The organism is Myxococcus llanfairpwllgwyngyllgogerychwyrndrobwllllantysiliogogogochensis (assembly GCF_006636215.1).
Lineage (GTDB): Bacteria > Myxococcota > Myxococcia > Myxococcales > Myxococcaceae > Myxococcus > Myxococcus llanfairpwllgwyngyllgogerychwyrndrobwllllantysiliogogogochensis.
On the sequence record NZ_VIFM01000001.1, the window covers coordinates 102,735 to 126,247 of the forward strand.

18 protein-coding genes are annotated in these 23,513 nt (G+C 68.9%); 7 read left to right on the plus strand and 11 right to left on the minus strand.

Annotated elements, in window-relative coordinates; all coding sequences use genetic code 11:
• Nucleotides 1-22: 22 nt before the first annotated feature.
• The 3 genes from FJV41_RS00290 to FJV41_RS00300 all read right to left on the minus strand — a co-directional run bounded on the left by FJV41_RS00290 (nt 23) and on the right by FJV41_RS00300 (nt 2,104).
• Nucleotides 23-241: a helix-turn-helix domain-containing protein gene (locus FJV41_RS00290; protein ID WP_217440864.1), complete on the minus strand. Its 219-nt coding sequence runs from the start codon at nt 239-241 to the stop codon at nt 23-25.
• 121 nt (nt 242-362) lie between these two features.
• Nucleotides 363-1,496 carry an FAD-dependent monooxygenase gene (locus FJV41_RS00295; RefSeq protein WP_141640336.1) on the minus strand — a complete coding sequence of 378 codons (1,134 nt, stop codon included), beginning with the start codon at nt 1,494-1,496 and terminating at the stop codon, nt 363-365.
• Nucleotides 1,493-2,104, minus strand: a complete 612-nt coding sequence (locus FJV41_RS00300; RefSeq protein WP_181790296.1) for a TetR/AcrR family transcriptional regulator — start codon at nt 2,102-2,104, stop codon at nt 1,493-1,495. The genes FJV41_RS00295 and FJV41_RS00300 overlap by 4 nt, the downstream gene beginning before the upstream one ends.
• 229 nt (nt 2,105-2,333) lie before the next feature.
• Between FJV41_RS00300 and FJV41_RS00305 the strand changes: the two genes are divergently transcribed.
• Both FJV41_RS00305 and FJV41_RS00310 read left to right on the plus strand, forming a co-directional pair.
• The gene (locus tag FJV41_RS00305; RefSeq protein WP_141640338.1) at nt 2,334-3,380 is read left to right on the plus strand and encodes a hypothetical protein; all 1,047 of its coding nucleotides are present in this window, start codon (nt 2,334-2,336) and stop codon (nt 3,378-3,380) included.
• A 181-nt stretch (nt 3,381-3,561) separates the two neighbouring features.
• On the plus strand, nt 3,562-4,590 hold the full coding sequence (locus FJV41_RS00310) for a trigger factor (protein ID WP_141640372.1): 1,029 nt from the start codon (nt 3,562-3,564) through the stop codon (nt 4,588-4,590).
• An 18-nt stretch (nt 4,591-4,608) separates the two neighbouring features.
• Here FJV41_RS00310 and FJV41_RS00315 read toward each other — a convergent pair whose 3' ends face one another.
• The 7 genes from FJV41_RS00315 to FJV41_RS00345 all read right to left on the minus strand — a co-directional run bounded on the left by FJV41_RS00315 (nt 4,609) and on the right by FJV41_RS00345 (nt 14,149).
• On the minus strand, nt 4,609-4,983 hold the full coding sequence (locus FJV41_RS00315; protein WP_246136909.1) for a hypothetical protein: 375 nt from the start codon (nt 4,981-4,983) through the stop codon (nt 4,609-4,611).
• A gap of 80 nt (nt 4,984-5,063) precedes the next feature.
• On the minus strand, nt 5,064-8,225 hold the full coding sequence (locus tag FJV41_RS00320) for an efflux RND transporter permease subunit (RefSeq protein ID WP_141640340.1): 3,162 nt from the start codon (nt 8,223-8,225) through the stop codon (nt 5,064-5,066).
• Nucleotides 8,226-8,247: 22 nt separating this feature from the next.
• Nucleotides 8,248-9,396 carry an efflux RND transporter periplasmic adaptor subunit gene (locus FJV41_RS00325; protein ID WP_438616724.1) on the minus strand — a complete coding sequence of 383 codons (1,149 nt, stop codon included), beginning with the start codon at nt 9,394-9,396 and terminating at the stop codon, nt 8,248-8,250.
• Nucleotides 9,393-10,664 carry a TolC family protein gene (locus FJV41_RS00330; RefSeq protein ID WP_246136910.1) on the minus strand — a complete coding sequence of 424 codons (1,272 nt, stop codon included), beginning with the start codon at nt 10,662-10,664 and terminating at the stop codon, nt 9,393-9,395. Before FJV41_RS00330 ends, FJV41_RS00325 begins: the two co-directional genes overlap by 4 nt.
• 188 nt (nt 10,665-10,852) lie before the next feature.
• Nucleotides 10,853-11,605: a LolA-like protein gene (locus tag FJV41_RS00335; RefSeq protein WP_141640342.1), complete on the minus strand. Its 753-nt coding sequence runs from the start codon at nt 11,603-11,605 to the stop codon at nt 10,853-10,855.
• 550 nt (nt 11,606-12,155) lie between these two features.
• On the minus strand, nt 12,156-12,962 hold the full coding sequence (locus FJV41_RS00340; RefSeq protein WP_141640343.1) for a LytR/AlgR family response regulator transcription factor: 807 nt from the start codon (nt 12,960-12,962) through the stop codon (nt 12,156-12,158).
• Nucleotides 12,959-14,149: a sensor histidine kinase gene (locus FJV41_RS00345; RefSeq protein WP_141640344.1), complete on the minus strand. Its 1,191-nt coding sequence runs from the start codon at nt 14,147-14,149 to the stop codon at nt 12,959-12,961. Before FJV41_RS00345 ends, FJV41_RS00340 begins: the two co-directional genes overlap by 4 nt.
• A 170-nt stretch (nt 14,150-14,319) precedes the next feature.
• On the opposite strand from FJV41_RS00345, the gene FJV41_RS00350 reads away from it, so the two are divergent.
• Both FJV41_RS00350 and FJV41_RS00355 read left to right on the plus strand, forming a co-directional pair.
• Nucleotides 14,320-15,078: a 2OG-Fe(II) oxygenase gene (locus FJV41_RS00350; protein WP_141640345.1), complete on the plus strand. Its 759-nt coding sequence runs from the start codon at nt 14,320-14,322 to the stop codon at nt 15,076-15,078.
• Nucleotides 15,079-15,122: 44 nt separating this feature from the next.
• On the plus strand, nt 15,123-15,977 hold the full coding sequence (locus tag FJV41_RS00355; protein ID WP_141640346.1) for a nucleotidyltransferase domain-containing protein: 855 nt from the start codon (nt 15,123-15,125) through the stop codon (nt 15,975-15,977).
• Nucleotides 15,978-15,988: 11 nt separating this feature from the next.
• Here the strand turns inward: FJV41_RS00355 and FJV41_RS00360 are convergent, their stop codons facing one another.
• Entirely contained in the window at nt 15,989-17,413 is a 1,425-nt protein-coding gene (locus tag FJV41_RS00360; protein ID WP_141640347.1) for a M1 family aminopeptidase, read from the minus strand.
• A 218-nt stretch (nt 17,414-17,631) separates the two neighbouring features.
• Between FJV41_RS00360 and FJV41_RS00365 the strand changes: the two genes are divergently transcribed.
• The 3 genes from FJV41_RS00365 (at nt 17,632) to FJV41_RS00375 (ending at nt 23,508) form a co-directional block, all read left to right on the plus strand.
• Entirely contained in the window at nt 17,632-19,062 is a 1,431-nt protein-coding gene (locus FJV41_RS00365) for an FAD-dependent oxidoreductase (protein WP_306440843.1), read from the plus strand.
• Between the two features lie 153 nt (nt 19,063-19,215).
• Nucleotides 19,216-20,652, plus strand: coding sequence for a S28 family serine protease (locus FJV41_RS00370; protein WP_141640349.1), 1,437 nt, complete (start codon nt 19,216-19,218; stop codon nt 20,650-20,652).
• A 33-nt stretch (nt 20,653-20,685) separates the two neighbouring features.
• Nucleotides 20,686-23,508 (plus strand): eCIS core domain-containing protein, encoded by a 2,823-nt coding sequence (locus FJV41_RS00375; RefSeq protein WP_141640350.1) that lies wholly within the window; start codon nt 20,686-20,688, stop codon nt 23,506-23,508.
• Nucleotides 23,509-23,513: the final 5 nt, after the last annotated feature.

Below are 23,513 nucleotides of genomic sequence, written 5' to 3' on the forward strand. Positions count from 1 at the left end.
TGAGGTGACGAGAAGCAGGGCGTCACACTTCGCGGCCCCGAGCCTTGGGCCGCGCATTGCGCTGACGCTCTTCCGCCAGACGCTCGACGTCGCCTCGGCGCACGAGCCGTCGCCCGCTCATGGTGCGCAGCGCCGGCAGGCGGCCCTTGTCGCAGAGCACGCGCACCGTGTCGGGCGAAAGGCCCAGGACATGCCCGGCTTCGCTCGGCGTCAGAAGCTCTTCGGGGTCGCGATTCGACAAAAATGCCTCCCGCTCACGGTACGAAGATCCAGGTTCCTGGATCGCCGGAGGGAGTTAGGCATTGAACTGCGGTCCTGCAAGGGTGGGCGTGAACCACCACGGCCGCGGAAGGGCCCACGCCTCAGCCGACGGGCACGCCAGGCATGTCGCGGACGACCTTCTCGAGCTCCGCGCGGGCCACCGACTCCGGCGTCCACGCCATCGCCACGTCGCGCAGGCTTCGTGCGAGGCCGCTCTCCCACTGGGCGACCTTCCCGAGCATCCACGAGCGGTCGCGGATCCGCTCCGCGCGCGGGCGACGGAGGCTCTCGTAGCGGGCCAGCGCCGCGTCCGTGGGGCCCTGCGTCACGAGGAGCTGCGCGAGCGCGGCGGCGTCCTCGATGGCGAGCCCCGCGCCCTGCCCCAGGTTGGGCGTCACGGCGTGGGCGGCATCCCCGAGCAGCACGACGCGGGGACTCCACCAGCGCGGCGCGGAGCAATCCTCGATGTCGTTGTGCCGCAGCCCCTCCAGCCGCTCGAACGCAGCCAGCGCGGAGCGGGCCGGGTCCGCGAACTCGGCATACAGGGCCCGGAAGCCGGCGAGGTCCTTCCACGGCGGAGGCGCGCGACGCGGAGCATTGAGCGTGAGGAACACGTACGATTTCCCCGCTCCCAGCGGCACCACGCCCGCGCGCTTTCCCCGGCCCCACATCTCGACCACGCCGTCCCCGAAGTGCCCGTCGACCACGAGGCGCCAGCACGTGTAGCCGGAGTAGCGCGAGGGCACGTCGGCGCCGGGGACCTGGGCCCGCACAGTGGAGCGGATGCCGTCCGCGCCGACCACGACGTCATAGCGACCCGCCGTGCCGTCGGAGAACACCACGTCCACGCCGTCCGCGCCGCGCTCCAGGCTCGCGACCGTCACGCCGTGTCGCGGCGCGGGGGACGCGGCACGCAGGACCCGAAGCAGCTCGTTGCGGTGGATGGCCGTGGCCGGGAGCGGCATGTCCGGCATCGCGTACGCCGTCTGCTGGAGCACGCGGCCAGAGGCGTCCGTGATTCGGGCCAGGCCCACCAGATGCCCGGCGGCGACGACGGCCTCGTGCAACGCGAGCCCCTTCATCACCGACATCACATTGGGGCCGAGCACGATGCCCGCGCCCTCGTCCTCGTAGGAGGGCCGCCGCTCGACGAGGTCGGCCTCCACGTCACGACGCGCCAGGGCCGCGCCCAGCGCGAGCCCACCGATTCCACCGCCGACAATCAGCACCTTCACGACGACCTCCTGGAGCCCAGTCCGACGAGCAGCGTGGCCAGGGTGCGGCGCAGGACGTCCGTCGCTTCGGCCACGGTCGAGTTCGTCAGCGGCGAGAGCATGCGCAGCACCGCCGCGTGGTACACGGAGAAGACAAGCTCCGCCGCCAGTTGGAGCTCCACGTCCGCTCGCAGCTCTCCGCGCGCCTTCGCCTCGTCCACGATTCGCGCCAGCGCGCCGACCAACCTCGCCAGCGCGGGCCGGTGCAGCGACTCGGCGGCGCCCGTGAGCCACGGCAGCTCCTTCACCACGGCGCGGGCCAGCTCGGGCTGCGAGGCGTAGTGCGCCAGGAGCGGTGTGAACAGGTGCATGCACCGGTCCACGAAGGCGCCGTCCGGCAGGGACGACACCGCCTGCTCGACCAGCGGCATCGCCTCCGCGCGCCACAGCTCGTGCAGGAGCGCGTCCTTCGTCTCGCCGTACACCAGCACCGTGCCCGTCGCGACGCCCGCCTCCTCGGCGATGGCTCGCACCGTCGTGCCCGCGTACCCGCGCTCCACGAACAGCCGCTTCGCCGCGGCGCGGATCCGCTCCCACTTGTCGCTCTTGGCTCGCTCACGCAGGGACATATTGAACCCGTTCAAACTTGAACGCGTTCAATATTCGACGGGTCTTTCCTCGTCAATGGGGTGATGTCCACCCCCCATGGCCTGCTCAAGAGTTCAATGATTCCAAGGGTCTGCGGACTCGGGCCCACCGCGTTCGCGGGGTTCGCGATGAAGGCCCGACCGACGCAACTCTTGCCCGGTGATCCCGATAATCCCTGCAGGTTCCATCCAATTTATCGTGAGGCCCCCCATGGGTTTCGACATCCGCAAGACGCTCAACACCGTCCGCACCAACGTCCAGAAGACCGTCCAGGACGTGCAGAAGACCGTCCAGGAGAACAAGGAGCTCATCAAGGGCGGGACCGCGGTCGCGACCCAGAGCGCGAAGGCCTTCGGCTTCGGCAAGGACGCCTTCCAGCAGATCAAGAACATCAAGAAGGGCGCCGAGGGCCTGCTGACGGGCAAGAACCTCGACTTCGTCAGCAACCCCACCTACGCCAAGGGCGAGTTCAAGGGCCTGACCAAGCTGGGCGCGAACATGAAGGCCTTCGCGCGCTACGCGGGCATCCCCGGCGCGGTCATGGCCGGCTCCACGGCCGTCAAGGACATCCGCCAGGCCATCCGCACCGGTAGCAAGGACGACATCATCAGCGCCACGCGCTCGACGCTGGACGCGACCAAGGCCGGCCTCACCGCCGCGACGGGTGGCATCGTCGGTGGCAAGGTGATGGGCGGCGTGCTCGGCGGCACCGTCTTCAAGGACAAGCTGGAGGCCGGCAAGAAGGCCGTCGACGCCTTCAAGAGCAAGCTCCCCAACGCCAGCGACGACGTGCTCAAGGCCGTCAAGAACGTCGCCACCAAGGGCGTCTTCGAGGGCGCCACGGCGAGCGGCATCACCAAGGCCGCCAAGAACGTCGCCGCGGACGTGGCGAAGACGGGCGGCACGCTGGCCGAGGGCATCCTGGGCAGCGGCACGCGCCAGGCCGCCAAGGCCGCGCTGAAGGAGGTTGGCACGGAGGTCGGTGAGGCCGCCCTCAAGCAGGGCGCGAAGGCCGCTGGCACCACCGCCGCCAAGGCGCTGGGCCGGTTCGCTCCGGGCGTCAACGTGGCCATCGCCGCGGTCGACGTGGCCAACGCGGGCGCGACGCTGATGGACAAGAACGCGAGCACGGGCAAGAAGGTGACGTCCGTCATCACCGCCGTGGGCTCCATCGCCGCGGCCACCAACATCCCGATTGTCAGCCAGGTCGGCGCCGCGGTCTCCACGGTGTCCAGCATCGTGGGCGCGTTCTTCTAATCAGCGCCCCGCCCTTCGGGGTTTGTCAGAGCGGCTCGGCTGGACTATGCCCTGGTCCATGCCGAGCCGTCGCTTTTCCCCCCATTGGCGCGGACGCTGGCACGCCTATCTCCCGGGAGCATTCGTGAGCAGCAAGCAACGGACTCAAGGACCTGGTCGGGGAGTCGAGCGGCTTCTCAAGATGAGCCCGGTGGTGAGCACCGTCTCCGAGGAGGCCCTCACCCTTCCCAGCGTGGCGGCCCCCTCCCTGGAGGGAATCTCGGTGCTCGTCCCCACCCCGGACGACCTGACGCAAGAAGACCTCCTGCGCGCCTTCCACGAGAAGCGCCGCGCCCTGGCCACCACGCGCGAGCGTCAACCGGGCGAATCGCTGGAGATGGGCGACGAGGTGCAGCTCAACATCGTGGGGTACTGCGATGGGCACCTCATCCCCTTCTCCGCGCGCTTCGGCATGAAGACGGAGCTGGCGCCCATCGAGGCGCTGCCCGGGTTCTGCGAGGCCGTGGAGGAGGGCGGGAAGGTGGGCGAGTCCATGCAGATCGCCCTGGAGCTGTCGGACACCTATCCAGTGGAGGCCCTGCGCGGCAAGCCCGCGCGCTTCCTCGTGGACGTCGTCGGCGCGCATCAGGTGACGATGCCGCCGGAGAGCAGCCCGGAGTTCCTCGAGCAGCTCGGGATGGGCGGCACCCTGGAAGAGGTGCTGCTCCACCTCCGTGACAAGTTGGAGGACGAGGGCGCGGCGGAGCTCTGGGTGCGAGCCCGGGACATGGTGCTGGACGAGGTGGCCCGGCGCGCGCCGGTGGAGCTGCCCCGCGCGCTGGTGGACGAGGAGCTGCGCCGCCGCTGGGTCCAGGCCGAGGGACAGTCCCTGGTCGAGCACCAGTTCGACGTCGACGAGCAGCGGGAGGCGCTCCAGGGCTGGCTGACGGACCCCACCACGCGCGCGGACGCCGAGCGCCGGCTGCACATCGGCATCGTGCTGAAGGCCGTCACCGAGGCGGAGAAGCTTCAGCTCACGCCGGAGAAGCTGGAGCAGTTGATCCGCGACCACACGGCGCCCTTCGGGCTCACCGCGGAGGACACCCACGCCGCCCTGCGCGAGTCGCCGGAGACGACGAAGCGACTGACCGAGCTGGCCTGGTACCTGCTCGCCGTGGAGCACGTGATGAACAAGGCGAAGCTCACCTTCGAGGGCGCGGAGCAGGGCTGAGGCGTCTTTCGCGCGTCCTCAGCTCTCGCTGAACCAGAGGCCCACGCCGCCGAGCAGGCCCAGTCCCAGGAACAGCGCCGCGAGCCCCCACGTCTGGCCGCGCGACCACCGGAGCGACTCGCCATACCGGTGGCCGCACACCAGGATGAGGAGGGCCAGGCCCAGGCAGATGGATGCGGGCCCCAGGGCCACCAGCACCTTGCGGGGTGTGCCGCTCACGTCGAGGACCGCCAGCAGCAGCAGCGGCCAGAAGCCGATGATGAGCAGGCCGACCACGAGCCCCAGTCCCCACCGCCCCTCGGGCGAGTCCAGCTCCATGAAGTCCAGGAACCGCGACCACCATGAGCGGTGCGGCTCCAGCGGCTCTCGACGTCGGGGGGCAGTGGGCTGCACGCGTGGGGACTCCTGGGAGTCGTGACGTTCTAGTGCAGCGCGACGCTGATTTGAAGAAGGCGCGGGCGATGCGTGAACGGTCAGCCCTGGCCCTCGGCCAACCTCGTCTCCCGCCGAGCCCCGTCACCGGGAGCCCCGACGGGACGCCGCGCTTCGCCGCGCAGCTTCTGCATCAGCACATAGAGGCCGGGGATGAAGGCGAAGTTCACCACCGTGGACACGAGCATGCCTCCGAACACTGCCGTCCCCAGCGAGTTGCGCGAGGCGGCGCCCGCGCCCTCGGCGGTCATCAGCGGCACCACGCCCAGCAGGAAGGCCAACGACGTCATGAGGATGGGGCGCAGACGGACCTCCGCCGCCTCCACCACCGCGTCGACGGCGCTCTTGCCGCTCTCGCGCAGCTGCTCCGCGAACTCCACGATGAGGATGGCGTTCTTGCTTGCCAGGCCCACCAGCATGACGAGCCCCAACTGACAGAACACGTCGTTGGCGAACCCTCGCATCCACTGCAACCCCAGTGCCCCCAGGATGGCCAATGGCACCGAGAGGATGATGACCAGCGGAAGGGTGAAGCTCTCGTATTGCGCCGCGAGCACGAGGAACACGAACAGCAGCCCCAGTCCGAACATGACCAGCGTCTCCCCACCGCTCTGCCGCTGCTCCAGGCTGATGCCCGTCCACTCCGCGCTCATCCCCTGCGGAAGGACCTGCGCGGCCAGTGACTCCATCGCATCCATGGCCTGACCGGAGGACACCCCTGGGGCGGCCTGACCGCTCAACTCCACCGCGCGGAAGAGGTTGTAGTGGCGGATGCCCTGCGCGGAGACCGTGGGCGCCACCTTCACCAGTGACTCCAGCGGAATCATCTCTCCGCTGTCGCTGCGCACGTAGAAGGCGCCAATGTCATTCGGGCTGTCGCGGAACTGTTGCTCGGCCTGGACATAGACGCGGTACGAGCGGTTCGCGTAGTTGAAGTCGTTGACGTACTGGCTGCCCATGTAGACCTGCATCGTGCTGAAGATCTGCTCGATGGGGACCCCCAGCGCCTTGGCCATCTGCCGGTCCACCTCCACGTCCAGCAGCGGTGTGTCCGCGTTGAAGCCCGTGAAGACGCCGCGCAACCGGCCCTCCTCGTTGCCCTTCGCCATCAACTCCTGGACCGTGGCGGCGAGCTGGTCCAGCGAGGAGGTGCCGGCGACGTCCTCGACCATGAACTGGAAGCCGCCGACGCTGCCCACGCCCCGGATGGCCGGAGGCTGGAAGGGCATCACCCGCGCGCCGTCGATGCGCCCGAACGGCCCGCGCAGCCGCTCCACCAGCGCGGCCACGGACTGGTCCTTCCCCGGCCGCTCGTCCCACGGCTTCAGCGGGACGAAGATGCTGGCCATGTTGGGGCCCGTGCCCTGAGAGGAGAAACCACCGTTGGCGAAGATGGCGCGCACCTCGGGCTGCGCCTTCAGCACCGCCTCCACCTGCTCCATCACCTTCTCCGTCTCGGCCAGCGACGTCCCCTCCGGCCCCTGCACGGAGACCAGGAGGTAGCCCTGGTCCTCGTCGGGAATGAAGCCCTTGGGCGTGGCTCGCACGAGCGCCAACGTGGCGCCGAGGCACAGGAAGAACGCCACCAGGATGATGACCGGGCGCTTCAGCAGCCTTCGCAGGTTCCGGCCATAGGCGACTCGAATCGCGTCGAGCACCGTGTCCACCTGCCGGAAGAGCCACCACTTCTCCCCCGTGTGGTGCACGAGCATCCGCGCGCTCAAGGCGGGGGTGAGCGTGCAGGCGCAGAAGGTGGAGAGCGCCACCGAGGCGGCGATGGTCAGCGCGAACTGGCGGTAGATGGCGCCCGTGGTGCCGGGAAAGAGCGCCACCGGGACGAACACCGCCACCAGCACGATGGAGATGGCGATGACCGCGCCCGCCACCTCCTTCATACCCTCGCGAGCGGCCTCCGCGGCCGACAGCTTCCGCTCCACCATGAGCCGCTCGATGTTCTCGATGACCACGATGGCGTCATCGACGACGAGGCCCGTGGCCAGGGTGAGGCCGAACAAGGTGAGGGTGTTGATGGAGAAGTCCATCAACCGCACGAAGGCGAAGGTGCCCACCAGCGAGACGGGAAGCGTGAGGGCGGTGATGAGCACGCTGCGCCAGCCATGCAGGAACAGGAAGATGACGAGGATGACGAGGACAATCGCCTCCACCAAGGTCCGGAGCACCTCATGGACGGTGGCGCGCACCGCGAGCGTGGTGTCCGTGCCCGTCCGGTACGTCATGCCCGGAGGGAACTGCGTGGACAACCGCTCCAGTTCCTTGAAGACGGCGTCACGCACGTCCAGGGCATTGGCGGTGGGCAACTGGAAGGTGACGATTCCCACCGCCTGCTTCCCGTCGAAGCGCAAGAGCGTGCTGTAGTTCTCCGCGCCCATCTCCACGCGGCCCACGTCCTTCACCCGGACGCTCTTGCCGTCATGCTGGCGCAGCAGGACGATGTCACCGAACTCCTCCGGCTCCACCAGTCGTCCTCGGGCCCGCACAGAGAGCTGGTAGGGCTGGTCCGCCGCGGACGGAGGCTGGCCCACCTGGCCCGCGGCCACCTGGAGGTTCTGCTCCTGCAACGCACGCGTCACGTCCTGCGGGGTGAGCTTGCGCCGCGCCAGCTCCGTGGGGTCCAACCACAGGCGCATGGAGAACTTGCGCTCGCCGAAGATGCGGACTTCACCGACGCCTCGCACGCGCTTGATGGCGTCCTTGAGATTCACGTCGGCGTAGTTGCTGAGGAACTTCACGTCGTAGCGGTCGTCCGGGCTGAAGAGCGCCACGGACAGCAGAATCTGGCTGGAGGCCTTGTTGACGACGATGCCCGTCTGGTTCACCTGCGAGGGCAGGCGCGAGGCCGCGCGGCTGACCCGGTTCTGCACGTCGACGGCGGCCACCTCGATGTCGCGCGTGGACTCGAAGGTGATGACTATCTGGCTGGAGCCGTCGTTGCTGCTGGTGGAGGTGATGTAGCGCATGCCCTCCACGCCGTTGAGCTCCTGCTCCAGCGGGATGGTGACGGCGCTCTCCACGACCTCGGCGCTGGCGCCGACATAGTTGGCCGTCACCGTCACCTGCGGGGGTGCCAGGTCCGGGTATTGAGCGATGGGCAGCGTCGGGATGGCGATGGCACCCACCAGCGTCAGCAGGATGGAGCAGACGATGGCGAAGACGGGCCTGCGGATGAAGAAGTCGATGAACATGGTGCGCTTGAGTCCCCTGGGTTCAGCGACGGCTCTCGCGAAGGTCGTTCTTCACGGCCTCCGCGCGCGGTGCGGATGCGGTGGCCTTCACCGTCACGGGCATGCCGTCGCGCAGGGCCTGGATGGCCGAGACGGCCACGAGGTCTCCCGCCTTGAGGCCTCCTTCCACGACGTAGGTCCTGTCCCCCAGCGCACCGAGGGTGATGGGCCGGCGCGCCACCACCGTCCGGCCCTCCTGCTCCTGAACCACCAGCGCGAAGGGCTGGCCGCTCTGGCGCACCACCGCGAGCGCCGGAATCTGCAGGGCGTCACGGTGAGAGTAGACGATGCGCGTGCGCACCAGCTCGCTGGGGCGCAGGCCGACGGTGTTGCGGAAGGCCGCCTTCACCTCCACCAGTTGGGTGCGCGGGTCGGCCTGGGGCGCGATGAAGAAGACGGAGCTGGTGAGCACCACCCTGCCCTGGGCGTCGAGGACCTCCAACACCGTGTCCGGCTTCATCGAGCGCGCGCGGGACGACGGCACGGAGACGCTCACCTCGAGGACGTCCGCCTGCGCCACGCTGGTCAACTCCGTCGAGGCGCTGACGAAGTCTCCCACGCGCACCAGCACGTCACCCACGGTGCCGGCGAAGGGGGCCCGCACCACGTTGAGCTGGAGCTGCACCTGACGCTGCGTCACCTGCGCGACGGAGGAGCGCGCGGCGGCCTCGGCGGCCTGCACCTGGGCCCGGGCGCCCTCCAACTCCTGCACACTCGCGAGGCCCTCCCCATGGAGCGCCTCCGTACGGGCCAGCGTGCGGCGCGACAGCTCCAGGTTCACCTGTGACGCGCTGAGCTGGGCCTGGGCGCTGTCGAGCGCCGCCGACTCCTCTCTCGCGTCCACCTCCACCAGTGGCGCGCCTTCCGCGACCTGCTGTCCAGGGCGCACGGGGATGCGGCGCACGGAGCCCGCCACCTGCGGCAGCACCGTCACGCTTCGCCGCGACAGCAGTGAGCCCAGGTACTCGCTGGTGTCCCGCACCTCCTGGGGCGCCACCACCACCACCGCCACCTCGCGAGGCGGAGGCGCCGCCGGAGCCACCTTCTGACCCGAGCAGCCCGCCACCGCCGACAGCACCACCACACGCCACATCGACTTCTTCAGCGCCCCGAGGGGTCGCACCCACTTCACCAGTCGCACCGGGCCTCCGTCAGGAATGCGGCCAGGCGTGCCTGGACTCGCTCGAATTCACGCAGCACCAGGTTCAGCTCCGCCTGGCGGAGGGCCGCTCCGCTCTGCACCAGCTCGAGGCTGCTGCCACGGCCCACTTCAAAAGAACGGCGGGTGAGCGTGTCAGTCCGCTCCGCGAGCGCTCTCGACTCGACAGCCGTCTTCACCAGCGCCTCGGCGACCTCCACACCGCGCCGTGCCTGGGCCACTTCCAGGGCCACGTCGCGGTGCGCGCCCTCCAGCACCGCGGCGGACTGCTCCTCTATGCCCGTGCGCTCACGCACCAGGCCCTCGCGTCCGCCTCCCTCCCAGAGGGGCACCGACAGCACGGCGGCGACATTCCAGGTAGCGAACCGACCGAAGCCCGGGTCCGTGGTGAGACCGAAGAGGGTGCTGGAGACGCCCAGCGTGGGCAGGTAGCCCGCGGAGGCCTGACGCCTGCTGTCGCGCGCGGATTCCACCTGTGCCCGCGCCGCCAACACATCCGCGCGCGCGTCCAGGCGCTCCAGCGGCGCGCAGTCCTGGCGTGTCTGCTCCACCAACCCCTGGAGGTTGAAGGTCGGGTCGACCCCCACCGCGTGGCCGAAGCCCAGTGAGAGCCCCAGCGACTCGCGGGCCTGTCGCAGCTGCTCGTCACCGGCGATGAGCACGCTCCTCGCCACCGCCACGTCCTGACTCACGCGCACCACGTCCAAGGGAGTGCCCGCGCCCAGTTCGAAGATGCGCTGGGTGAGGGCCTCGCTCTCCAGGGCCCGCCGCAGGCCCACGCTGTTGATTTCGGCGGCGCGCTCGGCGGTGACAGTGGCCACCAGCGCCTGGGCCAGGCCCAGCGTGAGGCGACGCCGGACGTCCTGGAGGCTCGCCACCGCGCCCGCCTCCGAGGCCCGGGCCGACGACAGCCCTCGCCACGCGCTCAGGTCCACCAGCGACTGCGTCAGCGTCGCGGAGACGGTCCCCAGCGGCACCGTGGGCGTGCGCCCGCTCACGCCAGCCCCCGTCCCCTGTCCCGGGTTCACCGCGGGAGTGTCGGGGTTGAGCACGTCCAGGGCCACGCTGGCCTGGAGGCGTGCGTTGGGCAGCAGCACCGACAGCGCCTGGCGCCACCGGCCACTCGCACGCCGCACCCCAGCCTCCACGCCGCGCAGGTCCGTGGACCGCTCACGCACCAGGGCCAGCGCTTCGTCCCAGGTCTTCACCTGCTGCGCGGCGGGTGGAACAGGGGCGAGCATCGCGTCCTCCACCCTGGATGGCGCGGCGACAGGAGGGAGCTCGGACTGAACGGACGTGGCGACGAGCGCGAGAAGGAGGACGGAAGAAGTGGCCATACGCCAGACATGGATGAGGGAGGTGGAGTGCCCAGACCGGGCGCTCCCGAGGGCGCGCTGAGCACCCTCGGGAGCACGGGCATGGGGAACAGCTAGCTGCGCGGGGGCGACAGCTTGAAGACGGAGGCTTCGATGGGCGCGTCATAGCGAGCGCCCTGGATGACCTTCTCGCCCTGCTGGCCGTCGCCCTCCCACTTCACGCGGTGGCTCACCATGATGCCGTCCACGCTGCGGAAGTCGGAGAAGGTGATGGCCTTGTTGTACGCCTTGCCCTCATGGATTCCGGCGTAGGTGCGGCGCACCTCCAGGAAGGACTTCTGGTCGATGAAGCGAACCTGGGTGGTGGTGCCACGGGTGAGGACCAGCTTGAACGTGGGAGTGCCGTTCACGTCGTCCGCGCCGTCCATCGCCAGCGAGACGCCCTGGGCCTTCGGGTCCAGCAGCGCGTCATCGAAGTGCGCGCCCTCGGCCAGCGCCGTGTTCTTCTCCTTGTCCAGCCGCTGTGGCGCGGCCGAGCCCTCCACCGTCCAGCCCTGATTGCCGTCGAACATCTTGGTGAAGGATGTGCCGTTCTTGTCCGTGTCGTGGCGCATGAGGTTGGGGCGGGCACGCCGCACGTTCGTGGTCGTGACGGTGCTGCCCTCCGTGGCGACGACGGTGAACTGGTAGGTCTTCGCGGCCTTGAGGCGCGCCTTGCCGCCCATGGCCTGGAGGTGCTTGTCGACGACGGACTGGAGCGACAGCTTGCCCTGGGCGCATTCGGCACCTTCGCCAGCGCTTGCGAGGGCAGGAGCGAACGTCAGACCAAGGGCGAGCAACGAGGAAACAAAGGACCTGCGCGGCATGGGGTGCCTCCGTGGGTGACTGGGTGACGGACGGCACAGTGCCCGCGCGAGCGCCGCTCGGCCGGAGTGTTCAGCCGGTGGGGACGAACATGCGGCGAACCGGCACCACCGTGCGGCGAACGGGCCACATGCGGGGCGCGACGACGCCCCCGTGAGTCACGACACTCGATGGAGTTGCGGTGAACGGGCCACGTGTCGGGCGACTACGCACCGACGAGTCGCCGTTCGGCGATCGCGCAGGGAGACGACGCGCCGACGAGTCGCGACGCATGACAGCGGGGCGAACGATCAACGCGGCTCATGCGCAGGGAGACGACGCACTGACGAGTCGCGGCACATGAGGGCAGGCGGCGAACGGGCAACGCGGCTCTCGCGCAGGACAACGACGCACCGACGAGTCGCGGCACATGAGGGCAGGCGGCGAACGGGCAGCGCGGCTCTCGCGCAGGACAACGACGCACCGACGAGTCGCGACACATGACGGCCGGCGGCGAACGAGCAACGCGGCTCGCAAGCAGGGCGAGGGGGGCCGTGCCGCGAGCAGCGTGGCTCAGCGCAGGTGTTGGAACTTCTCGCGGTGACTGCGAGCGACGCGCAACTCCGTGCCGCCGGTGAGCACCACGACCAAGTCCCTGCGGCCCTCGCTGCGCAGCTCACGGATGCGACTCGAGTTGACGATGGCCGAGCGGTGGATGCGCATGAAGCGCTCCGGGTCCAGGCGCGCCTCCAGGCCCTGCATCGTCTCGCGATGGAGGTAGGCCTTCCCGCCCGCGTGAATCTGCACGTAGTAGTCGGCGGCTTCGATGTATTCGATTTCGTCCACGTCGAGGAACACCACGCGTCCCGAGTCGCGGATGGCGAGTCGGCGCACCCACCGCTCGGGGGGCGCGAGATTGGGCGCAGGGACGGGAGTGCCCTCACGCTCGCCGTAGGTGGAGAGCACGGACATCAGCCGCTGACTGAGGTCGGACATCCGCGTCAGGCGAATCTGGGCCTTGGCGCGGCCAATGGCGTCGTGGAAGCGGTCGTCTCGGAAGGGCTTGAGGAGGTAGTCGAGCGCGTGGATGTCGAAGGCGCGCAGGGCATAACGGTCATACGCGGTGACGAAGATGACCGCGGGCACCTCGCCAGGCCCCAGATGGGAGAGCACCTCGAAGCCGTTGAGCTCGGGCATCTGCACATCGAGCAGGACCAGGTCCGGCCGCTGCTCGCGGATGAGACGCACGGCCTCCGGGCCGTTACCGGCCTCGCCCACCACGCTGACGTCGGGGTCCGTTGCCAGCAACAGGCGCAGGCCCTCGCGAGCCAGGGGCTCGTCATCCACGACGAGCGTGCGAATGGCGGCGGCCGCGTTCATGACGCGAGCGCCTCTGACGAAGCGGCCTGGAAGGGCAGCTCCAGACGGGCGCGCACGCCGCCTCCGGAGCGGTTCTCCAGCGTGAAGACATGACCTTCGCCGTAGAGCTGATGCAGGCGGGCGCGCACATTGGCGACCCCGATGCATCCGTCATGCTGGTCCCAGCCAGGAGCCAGCCCGGGGCCGTCATCAAGCACCTCCAGCACCAGCCGCGAACCCTCGCGCGAGGCACGCAGCTCCACGCGTCCCGCGCCGGAGCGGGTGGCGAGTCCATGCTTGATGGCGTTCTCCACCAGTGGCTGGAGAATGAGGCTCGGCACGAGCGCACTGAGCGTGGCGGGGTCGATGGCGCGCACCACCTGGAGCCGGTCCTGGAAGCGCGTCTGCTCGATGTCGAGATAGCGCTCCAGGAAGTCGACGTCCTCGTGGAAGGGAACGAGCTGGCGGCCCGTGCTGTTGAGCGCCATGCGCAGCAGCTCGCTGACGCCGGTGAGCATGCGGATGGAGCCCGTGGTGTCCTGCTTGCGCACGAGGACGGAGATGGCGTTGAGCGTGTTGAATAGGAAGTGCGGATGGAGCTGGGCGCGCAACGCGTCGAGCTGCGCATGGACCAGTCGCGTCTCGAGCTGGGACTGGGCCAGTTCGCCCTCGCGGTAGCGGCGGTGGTACTCGACGGCGGAGCCGATGGCGACGATACCTCCGTAGATGAGCAGGCTCGTGACAACGTACTTGGCCATCAGCAGTGGCAGCAGCTGGCCCAGTGTGCCGTCGCTGATCAACCTCTCTCCCACGGCCCGGGAGAGGAAGTAGATGAGCGTCGCGTAGGGAACCATGACCGCGGCGAGGGAAGTCAGATGGACCGCGAGACTCCGGTGCCACACGCCGCGCTCCAGGCGAAACCGCCGTCCGAGCGCGAGGATGAGCGGAGTGACGAACGCCCAGTACTGCCAGGGCGGCACCTGCATCACCAGCGCCCGGGTAAAGGGGTACGTGGGGTCCTTGGCCTGAGCGTAGAACCACGTGTGGCTGGCGGTGATGATGCCCGGCACGGCGAAGATGAGCATCAACCACGGCAGGCTGCGCACCAGCTCGCGCAGCGCGGGCAGCGCGGACGCGGAGGGAGCCGGCCGGCGTGTCGCGGCAGCGGACAACAGGACGGGACTCGCGACGGGAGAGGTGGATTCCACGGCCAGTGGATTCTACGCTCGAACCGGGACCACGTCCGAGCGGGAGCAGCCAACGGGCTCCGGCGTGCAGCGAACGGGCGCGCTCGCATCCTTGCTTGGAGAGCGGGAATCCTGGTCGCCTGGCAGGTGGCGCGTCGGCGCTCGAGGCCTGTGGTAGTGGAGGAGCATCCGTGAGCGTCGCGACCCTCGATGAAGGCCCCCTGCGAGGGCCCAGCTTCTTTCTCAGCCGGACAGCCCTCCGAGCGCTCGCGCTGGCCCATCGGGACCGCTACGGCGGTGCTCGACCCCATCCCCACGTCGTCATCGACGGCTTCCTCGGAGAGCCGCTGGCGACCGGACTGGCCGACGTCTTCCCGGGAGCAACCGAGGCCACCTGGAAGCGCCGGGACCACCCGGAACAGGCGGCTCGCCTGGGACAGCTTCAGCGCAAGGCGTTCGAGGACGTGCCCGGTGCGCTCCGGCATCTGCTCTCGGAGTTCTCCAGCATGTCGTTCATCGACTTCCTGGAGACCCTCACCGGCGTGCAGGGGCTCATCGCGGACCCACACTTCCGGGGCGCCGGGCTGCACCTCACGTTGCGCGGGGGCCACCTCGCGCTGCATGCCGACTTCAACCGCGACCGCTTCCGCGCGCTCTCACGGCGACTCACCGTCCTCTACTACTTGAACCCCGGCTGGGAGTCCGCGTGGGGCGGCGACCTCGAGTTGTGGAGTGCCGACCTCTCCCGATGCGAGACGCGCATCGCGCCGCTCCTGGACCGCTTGGTCGTGATGGCCCATGGCGACACGCACTGGCACGGCCACCCCGCCCCACTGGAATGTCCCGAGGGCCGGGGGCGCGCCGCGGTCGCGGCCTACTTCTACACCGCGCAGGAATCCCCCGACGCACCAGAGGCCCACAGCGCCATCTGGGCACCGCCTCGTCCCTAGCTCGCCAAGACATCCTCCGCATGCACGGAAGGAGAGTAGGCCTCATGCAGGACCCGCGAGAACTCGCACGTGAAGTCGCGGAGCGTCTTGGGCGAATCAACGGCGTCCTCGCCGTTGTGCTCGGAGGCTCCCAGGCACGGGGAGACGCGGACGCGACGTCCGACATCGACCTGGGCATCTACTACCACCCGGAGCGTCCTCCCTCCCTGCTCGAGCTGCGCGCGCTCGCCCTGGAAGTGGACGACCACCACCGTGCTGATGCCGTCACCGACCTGGGTGGCTGGGGCCCGTGGATCAATGGGGGCGCCTGGCTCGACATCCGAGGCGTTCGCGTGGACTGGCTCTACCGGGATGTATCGAAGGTGGAGCAGGTCGTCGCGGACTGCCGGCAAGGCATCTGGACCTCGCACTATCAGCCGGGCCATCCCCATGCCTTCCACAGCCACATCTACATGGGAGAAGCGCACCTCGCGCGGCCCCTTTTCGACCCTCACGGAGCCTTCGCCAGACTCCAAGCGCTGACGACGCCGTATCCCGAGGCGCTGATGAAATCCATCCTCCAGCGTGCTGTCTGGGAAGCCGGCTTCGCGCTGGAGACGAGCCACAAGGCCATCGGGCGCGGTGACGTCTTCTACGTCTCCGGATGCTTCTTTCGCTCCGTCGCCATGATGGTCCAGGCGTTGTTTGCCCTCAACGCCCGCTACTGCATCAACGAGAAGCGCTCGGTCCCGTTGGTTGCTGACTTCCCGGTCGCTCCCGCGCACTTCTCAGCCATCGTCACTGAAGTCCTCGCGTCCCTTGGGGCGGACGCCAGTCACTTGCGGCCTCGCCTTCACGCCCTGGAGAAACTGGTCGCGGAGACAAAGGCCCTGTGCCAGGCGAAGTTCCCGGAGCTGTAGCGAGGCGCACGTCACGGCTTGGGCCCCGACGTGATGGGCGACGTGGCGGGGACGCCCAGCCCTCGCAGCCAGCCCTGCGCGAGCGGCCCGGGGTCATGGCCCGTCTCTGATTTCACGAAGTCGAGCAGTTGCTGCATGCGCGCGGCCTTGCCCACGTGGAGCTGGTAGAAGCGCGCCAGGACGCTGTCCAGCGCGGCGGTGCCCACCTGCTTCTCCAGCTCATGGAAGAAGAGGCTTCCTTTCAGATAGGGCAGCCCAGAGGCGAGCGGGTGCGTGCTCATGTCAATCGCATTGCACGTGGCGTCAGGCAGGACCACCGTGTCGCGCCGGACCACCAGCGCCTCGAGCGTCTTGCGCCTCGACTCCCACAGCTTCGCCTCCGCTTCCTCGCCCTCGGTGGCGCGCACCGCGCGGGCCGTGAGGTAGTCCGTCGTCCCCTCCGAGAGCACGAAGTCCTCCCAGCACTGGATGCGCACGCCATTCCCATACCAGCCATGCGCCGCCTCATGGTGATGCACCAGACTGTCCCCCATCGACTCCGAAGCCAGATGCCAGAACGGATGGTGCTCCATGCCCCCCTTGGCCTTGGGCCCCCAGTTCGCCGACACCGAGCCGACCTTGTCGCCAAAGGTATACGGCCCATACCGCGTCTCGAAGAAGTCCATCGCGTCCCGCAGGTGGCGCGTGCCCGCCAGCGCGGCCTCTTCCTCGCCCGGCAGATACCAGACGGACACCTGCGTCCCCGCGCGCGTGGCGCCCAGCGGTCGCTCCGTATAGGCCCCCACGGCCCACCCCAGCATGTACGCCGGGACATCGCCCGCGACCTGCTTCGGATACACCGCCACCTGCCCCTCCGGCAGGTCTCCGAGCCGCAGCGAGAACTTCACGCCGTCGTCGGGTGACGGATGGCAGGGAAACAGGTTCCCGCAGAAGGCCGGCCACGTGTACGTGGTCCCCGTGCGCCGGTACCCGTCGGTCTTCTCCGTCGAGGTGAACGTGTAGTCGACGACCACGGTGGTCGCCCACTCCGGCACACCGATGTCGAGCCGCCCGTCCTTCACGGTGTACTTCAGGTCGCCGCAGCGCCCCCGCACACCGGTGATGTTCAGCGTGCCCACCATCAACGACAGCCCCGGCTCCTTCGACTCACCCACCTGGAGCGTGGCCGTGCCGCGCATCGCGCCCAGCTTCACGTCCAGCGCCGTCGCGATGAGGTCGCGCGTCAGCCCCTCCCGAGGTGGCGGCGCGGGCAGCTGTCCCACGGCGTCGCAGAGCCGGGGACACGCGGAGAGGGCCCCGCCCTCCCCAGGCGTGGAACAGACCTGGGCTTCCCGGAGCCCGGCCCTGGACAGGTCCGAAGGCTCCCCGCACTTGCACGCGCCCATGCCACCCATGAGCAGCAGGAGAATGGCGGTACTCGGAATGACACGCTTCATGATGTGAACCCCCTGGAGACGGAGAGCGCCCTCCGTCAGCTCACCAACACCCTGCTGGACATGACACACATCGCGGCGAAACCGCGCACGCGGCTCCTCGAAGCAGACATCCTCCGGTAGCACCTCCACCCACTGCCCGGATGTCAGACCACCGACGTGGAATGCCTCGGGCCAGGACTTGGACCGGAGAGATATCCTCTCACAACAGGAGCATGAACATGGCGGGGCGCGGATTGGGCGGTGCCGTGGTCATCGGCGGCAGCATGGCGGGACTGCTCGCCGCACGGGTGCTCGCGGACCACTTCGAGAAGGTCATCCTCGTGGAGCGGGACCTCCGAGCGGAGGGGCCTGTCCCCCGGAAGGGCCTCCCGCAGGGGGTGCACCTCCACGTACTGCTGGATACGGGCCGTCGCATCCTCGACCAGTCCTTTCCAGGCCTCTTCGAGCAGCTCCAGGAACAGGGAGCCGAGCTCATCGATTCGAGCCGCGACGTCGCCTGGCACCACTTCGGCGTCTGGAAAAAGCGCTACACCAGCGGCATCCCCCTGTTGCTCTGCACGCGAACCCTCCTCGAGTGGAACGTGCTGCGCCGGGTGAAGGAGCGGCCCAACGTGGAGTTCCGCGAGGGGTGCTCCGTCGAGGGCCTGCTCGCCGACGAGCGCGGCGGTCGCGTCACGGGCATCCGCGTGAAGACAGCCCAGGGCGATGAGTCCTGGGAGGCGGACCTCGTCGTGGATGCGAGCGGTCGGGGCTCGCGCATGCCTCAATGGCTGGAGGCACTCGGCCATGCGCGTCCGGAAGAGGAGCAGGTCCAGGTGGACCTCGCCTATACCTCGGGTCTCTACGCGCCCCCTCCCCGCTTCCACCGCGAATGGAAGGCGCTCATGCAGTACCCCCGCCCTCCCTCGACCTGGCGCGCGGGCTTCATCTCCAGCGTGGAGGGTGGCAGGTGGCTGGTCACCCTCAATGGCTACTTCGGAGACCACGCGCCCACCGAGCCCGAGGGCTTCCTCGAGTTCGCCCGCTCGTTGAGCCGTCCGGACCTGTACGACTACCTGCGCGACGCCAGGCCCCTGGGGCCCCTCTCCACGCACAAGGTGAAGGACACCCGCTGGCGGCACTACGAGCGGCTGGCCCGGTTTCCCGAGGGACTGGTGGTCCTGGGAGACGCCGCCTGTGCCTTCAATCCGCTCTTCGGCCAGGGCATGTCCGTGGCGGGACTGGGCGCGGAGTTGCTGGACACCTGCCTGCGCGAGCAGGCCCACCGCGGTGACCTCACCGGCCTCGCCCAGCACTTCCGGCGGCGACTTCCCGAAGTCATCCGGCTGCCCTGGTTCATGAGCACGAGCATGGACCTCCAGTATCCACAGGCCACGGGCGAACGGGCCCCTGGCCTGGGCGCGCTGCATTGGTACATCCGTCAGTTGATGGAGCGCTCATCGACCGACGCGGGCGTCCATCGCCGGTTCAACCGGGTGCTCCATCTCCAGACCGGATTGGGAGCGGTCCTCCACCCCTTCGTGGCCCTGCCCGTGCTGACCCATGGGGCCCGGTCACTCGTCCTGCCACTCCAGCGACTGGCGAATACCGAGACACGACCGCCACCTCCGGAGCCCATGAGCCCGAGCCCCTCGCCGCGCGATGAGTGACGCGGTGTGCAAGCTGGCGCCCTCGGAAAGCAACGCGACGCGGCTCCCTCTCCTGAGCCAGCACCGCCTTCGCCGGACGCGATATCCAGCGGGTCCGATATGGGGACATCCGCGAGGCATTTGAACGGCACCTCGACCCCCCAGGTGCATCGCATGATGAAGATTCATAGGACGCCATGGCTGCTGGCCATGAGCGTGTTGCTACACGCGTGTGGTGATTCATCTCTCGCGGAGCCTGACGCCCCGGAGCCAGCGGAGCAGGCGTCGGCCACTCAGGAGGCCACGGGGCAATCCGAGGACATCCTCACCCAGCTCCAGTCCATCCCCGGGCTCACCGTCGTCCTCGAGCAGCCCTCTTCCTTCCCAGGCACACGTTTCTTCCTGCTGAGCTTCGAGCAGCCCCTGGACCACGAGCGCCCGCTCGGGGAGCGCTTCCAGCTCCGGATGACGCTCCTGCACCGCTCGGTGGACGCGCCCATGGTGCTCTCCACCGAGGGCTACATCGTCGCAAGCACACCCTCGCAGGCGGAGCCCACCGCGCTGCTCGGCGCCAACCAGCTCTCCGTGGAACACCGCTTCATGGGTGTCTCGCTACCCGAGTCCCGGGACTTGCGGATGCTCACCCTCTCCCAGGCCGCGAGCGACAGTCACCGCGCCGTCCAGGCCTTCAAGCCCCTGTACCCCGCGCGCTGGCTCTCCACGGGTGGAAGCAAGGGCGGCGTCGCGGCCGTGTATCACCGCTACCTCTACCCAGATGACGTGGACGCCACCGTGCCGTACGTCGCGCCCAGCAGCCACGGGCTGCGCGACGGTCGCTATGTCCACTTCCTCGCACAGGTGGGGGATGAAGCCTGCCGCGCGAAGCTGGAGGCCTTCCAGGTGGATGTGCTGCGACGCCGCGAGGAGCTGCTCCCCTTCGTGGAGGCGCTGGCCACGCAGTTCAACACCACCTTCACGGTGGTCGGCGGCGCGGACCGCGCGCTGGAGTTCTCCGCGGTCGAGACGTCCTTCTACTTCTGGCAATACGGCACGGCGTCCACCGCGTGCCCGCGCATTCCCGCGCCAGGCGCGCCGGCGGCGCAGACCTTCGCCTTCCTGAACGCCGTCGTCGGCGTGGCCTACACCTACTCGGACCGCTTCATCGCGCCACTCGAGTACGCCTACTACCAGGCCGCGACGCAGATTGGCTGGTCACGCTTCCCCACCCGACACCTGCGCGGGCTGTTGCGCTATCCCGGGGAGAACACGCCGGACCTGTACTTGAGCTTCCCCGTGACGGAGCCGTTCGATTGGGGCGCCATGCTCCGCGTGGAGCACTGGGTCCGCAACCACGGCGAGCGGATGCTCTTCATCTACGGGGAGAATGACCCCTACTCCGCGGCGGCCTTCTCCGTGCGCGCGAGGAACGACTCGTTCCGCTACTTCGCCCCGCAAGGCAACCACGGCTCCAGCATCAGCCGCCTCGCCGAGCCCGAGCGGACGCTCGCGCTGGAGCGCCTCTTCACCTGGATGGGAATGAGCGCGCCCTCCCCATCTCACCTCCAGGGTGAGGTCCCAGACAGGCTCCGTATGAATTCACTCGGAGAGTGAGTAGAATTGGCATGAGCCTTCCTGGAGGGCCTCATGTTCGCGTTCGACCGTAAGCCCCAGCCGTCCGCGGCTCGGGCTCCCGCCGCGAAGACCGAGCCGCGGCGCTCCTCCCAGGCACGACAGGCGGAGCCGACGGACACAGTGCCCCGGTTCGACTTCGCCCGCATCAGCGTCATGCCCCCGACGCCGCGAATCCAGCCCAAGCTTCGCATCGGAGCCCCCGATGATGCCCTGGAGCGCGAGGCTGACGCCGTGGCGGACCGCGTGGTGGGGGGAGGCGACGCACAAGCCTCTCCCCAGCCCACGATGCGAGACCGCATCCAGCGCAAGTGCTCGACGTGCGAGGACGAGGAAGGACCCTCGCCTCTCATCCAGCGCAAGTGCGGCAAGTGCGCGGAAGAGGAGACGGAAGGAACCCTTCAGCGCAAGGCGGACTCCGGAGCCACCGCGTCCGCCCCCGACGTGCAGAGCCAGCTGAGCGGGTCGTCGGGAGGGCAGCAGCTCCCGACAACTCTCGGAGGACAGCTGGGCGCGGCGATGGGCACCCCGTTCGACCGGGTCCGCATCCACACGGATGACCACGCGGCCCGGATGAACAGCTCCCTGGGAGCGCGCGCCTTCACCCACGGAACCCACATCTACTTCAATCAAGGCGAGTACAACCCGGGCACGCGCGCGGGCCGGCATCTGCTCGCGCACGAATTGGCGCATGTCGCGCAACAGGGCGGTGCGGGGCACACGCTGCGGAGGAAGGGGGGCGCGCCCGCGTCCGGCGTGTCGCTCGTGGAGATCGCCTGCGCGGACAACACGATTACGTTCCACGCCAGCACGGGGCCGGTCTCCTACCAGCTCACCCAGTGCGACATCGTCGACGGCGAGTTCGATGCCAACGTCGTCATCGACGCGGCGAGCAACAGCGTCCGCTTCGACATCGAATCGAACGAGGTCGCCGCCGAGGCCTTCCAGTTCGGCTTCTCCATCGCCCCCGGCCAGCTGAACCCCGTCACCCTCTTTCGCGGCCAGAAGACGGTCAAGCTCTCCGCGAAGAGCGGCATGACGACGCTGACGGCGGCGACGTCGCTGGCGGAGTTCAAGCAGCGCGTGAAGGAGGCGGGCAAGCTGCGGATGGACAGCAACAAGGCCCGCCTGGAGGAGTGGAAGAAGTTCTTCACCGAGAAACTCAGCGCCAATCAGGTCCAGGGCCAGGTGATGGCCAGCCGGGCCAACGAACTGGGGATGCTGGCGGCCAGCGAGGGGGGCATGACCATGCTCACCTTCGACAAGTGGGCCAGGACGGACAACCCGCTGCTCGGCTGGGTCTACGAGCAGCAGATTGAAGGCCGGTACCGCGCCTGCACCGGGTGCCACGCCCTGGTGCAGGCAGAGGACCGGTGGCGCAACCGCCCCGCGTTCGTCGCGCCGGCGCGCAGCCCTGTCTCATCGCTCCAGGAACACGCCCAGGCGGAGTCCGCGAACCCCGCCCCCCGGCTCCACGAGGGGCCCGACGCGGAGAGCACGGTCGCCGACCCGAACAAGTTCACGGGCTACGAATCCGCCCAGCAGGCGATGCAGGCCGTCAAGACTCTCAGGCCCTATCTGGATGAGCTGGGCCCGGCCCGGTACGACATCCTGCCGCTCGACATCTTCTCGACGAACCGGTCACCCGCGGCGTTGCTGGCGAGAATCATCTCCAGCATCGACAAGCGTCAGGCCGACTACGACCTCTTCAAGACGAAGATCGACTCGGCGGACTTCGACTACCTGCTCCTGCGTCCCATCGGCCAGGACCTGATGGTGCTGGCGACGCCGGAGGTCCAGCAGCAGGTCCTCGACGAGATTGCCTCCGCGCAGCGGTGGGAAATCGCCCAGGCCATCGTCATGGGCGCGGCGACGGTTGGCCTGCTGGTGCTCACCATCTTCCCGCCCACCTCGGCGGTGGGTGTCGCCGGAGTCATCGCGCTGGAGACGTCGCTCGCGACGTATGGCGCCGTCAGCGGCCTCAAGATGTATCAGGAGGGCTCGATGCTCTCGCTGACCCAGGGCGCGAACAACGTCGTCGACCCGGCGCAGCAGAAGGCGGCCGACACGATGATGGCCATGGGCCTGGTGTCGGTAGGCTTGTCGGCCCTGTCACTGGGGACGACGGGCATCCGGGCGGTCACCATCATCCGTGGCGCGCGCACCGGCGAGAAGACCGTGGGCGCGGCGGTGGCCATCGAGGCTCAGCTGCAGAACGGCGGCACGGTCAAGATCTCCGAGCTCGGGGGAGGCAGCCCCCGGGTCGTCGTGCTCGGGAAGGATGGCGAGCTGCTCGCGGAGGGAGTCCTCACGGACGCCGCGCTCTTGGGCTCCAAGCCCACGAAGCTGGCCCAGCTCCCCGACCAGGGCATCCAGGGCGTCACGCCGAGGGCCGCTTCGCCCGGCAGGCCCCTCTCCTTCCAGGGGCCGGCGCCGACCTGCGGCCCGGTCTCCTGCGAGATGATTGCCAGCATGGGCGGGCCCGTCAGTCCGACCCTCCTCAAGGACATGCTCAAGGGGGCGGGCCCCTCGGGCACCACCATCGAGAAGATGGTGGAGATGCTGAAGTGGAACAGGGTCGCCGCCGAGGCCAAGACAGGCTGGAAGGTGGCGGACCTCGCGTCGGCGACACAGGGTGGCAACCCGGCCATCGCCGTCATCAAGACCAACAATCCCACCCATCCACTGCATGCGGTGGTCATCGACGGCGTCACCGTCAGAAGTGGGGTCAAGGTGGTGGCGGTGCGAAACCCCTGGGGCATCCAGTACTTCCAGTCGGAAGCGGAGTTCTCGCAAATCTTCACCGGTCAGGCCGTCAAGGTGCTCCACTGGTACTGACGAAC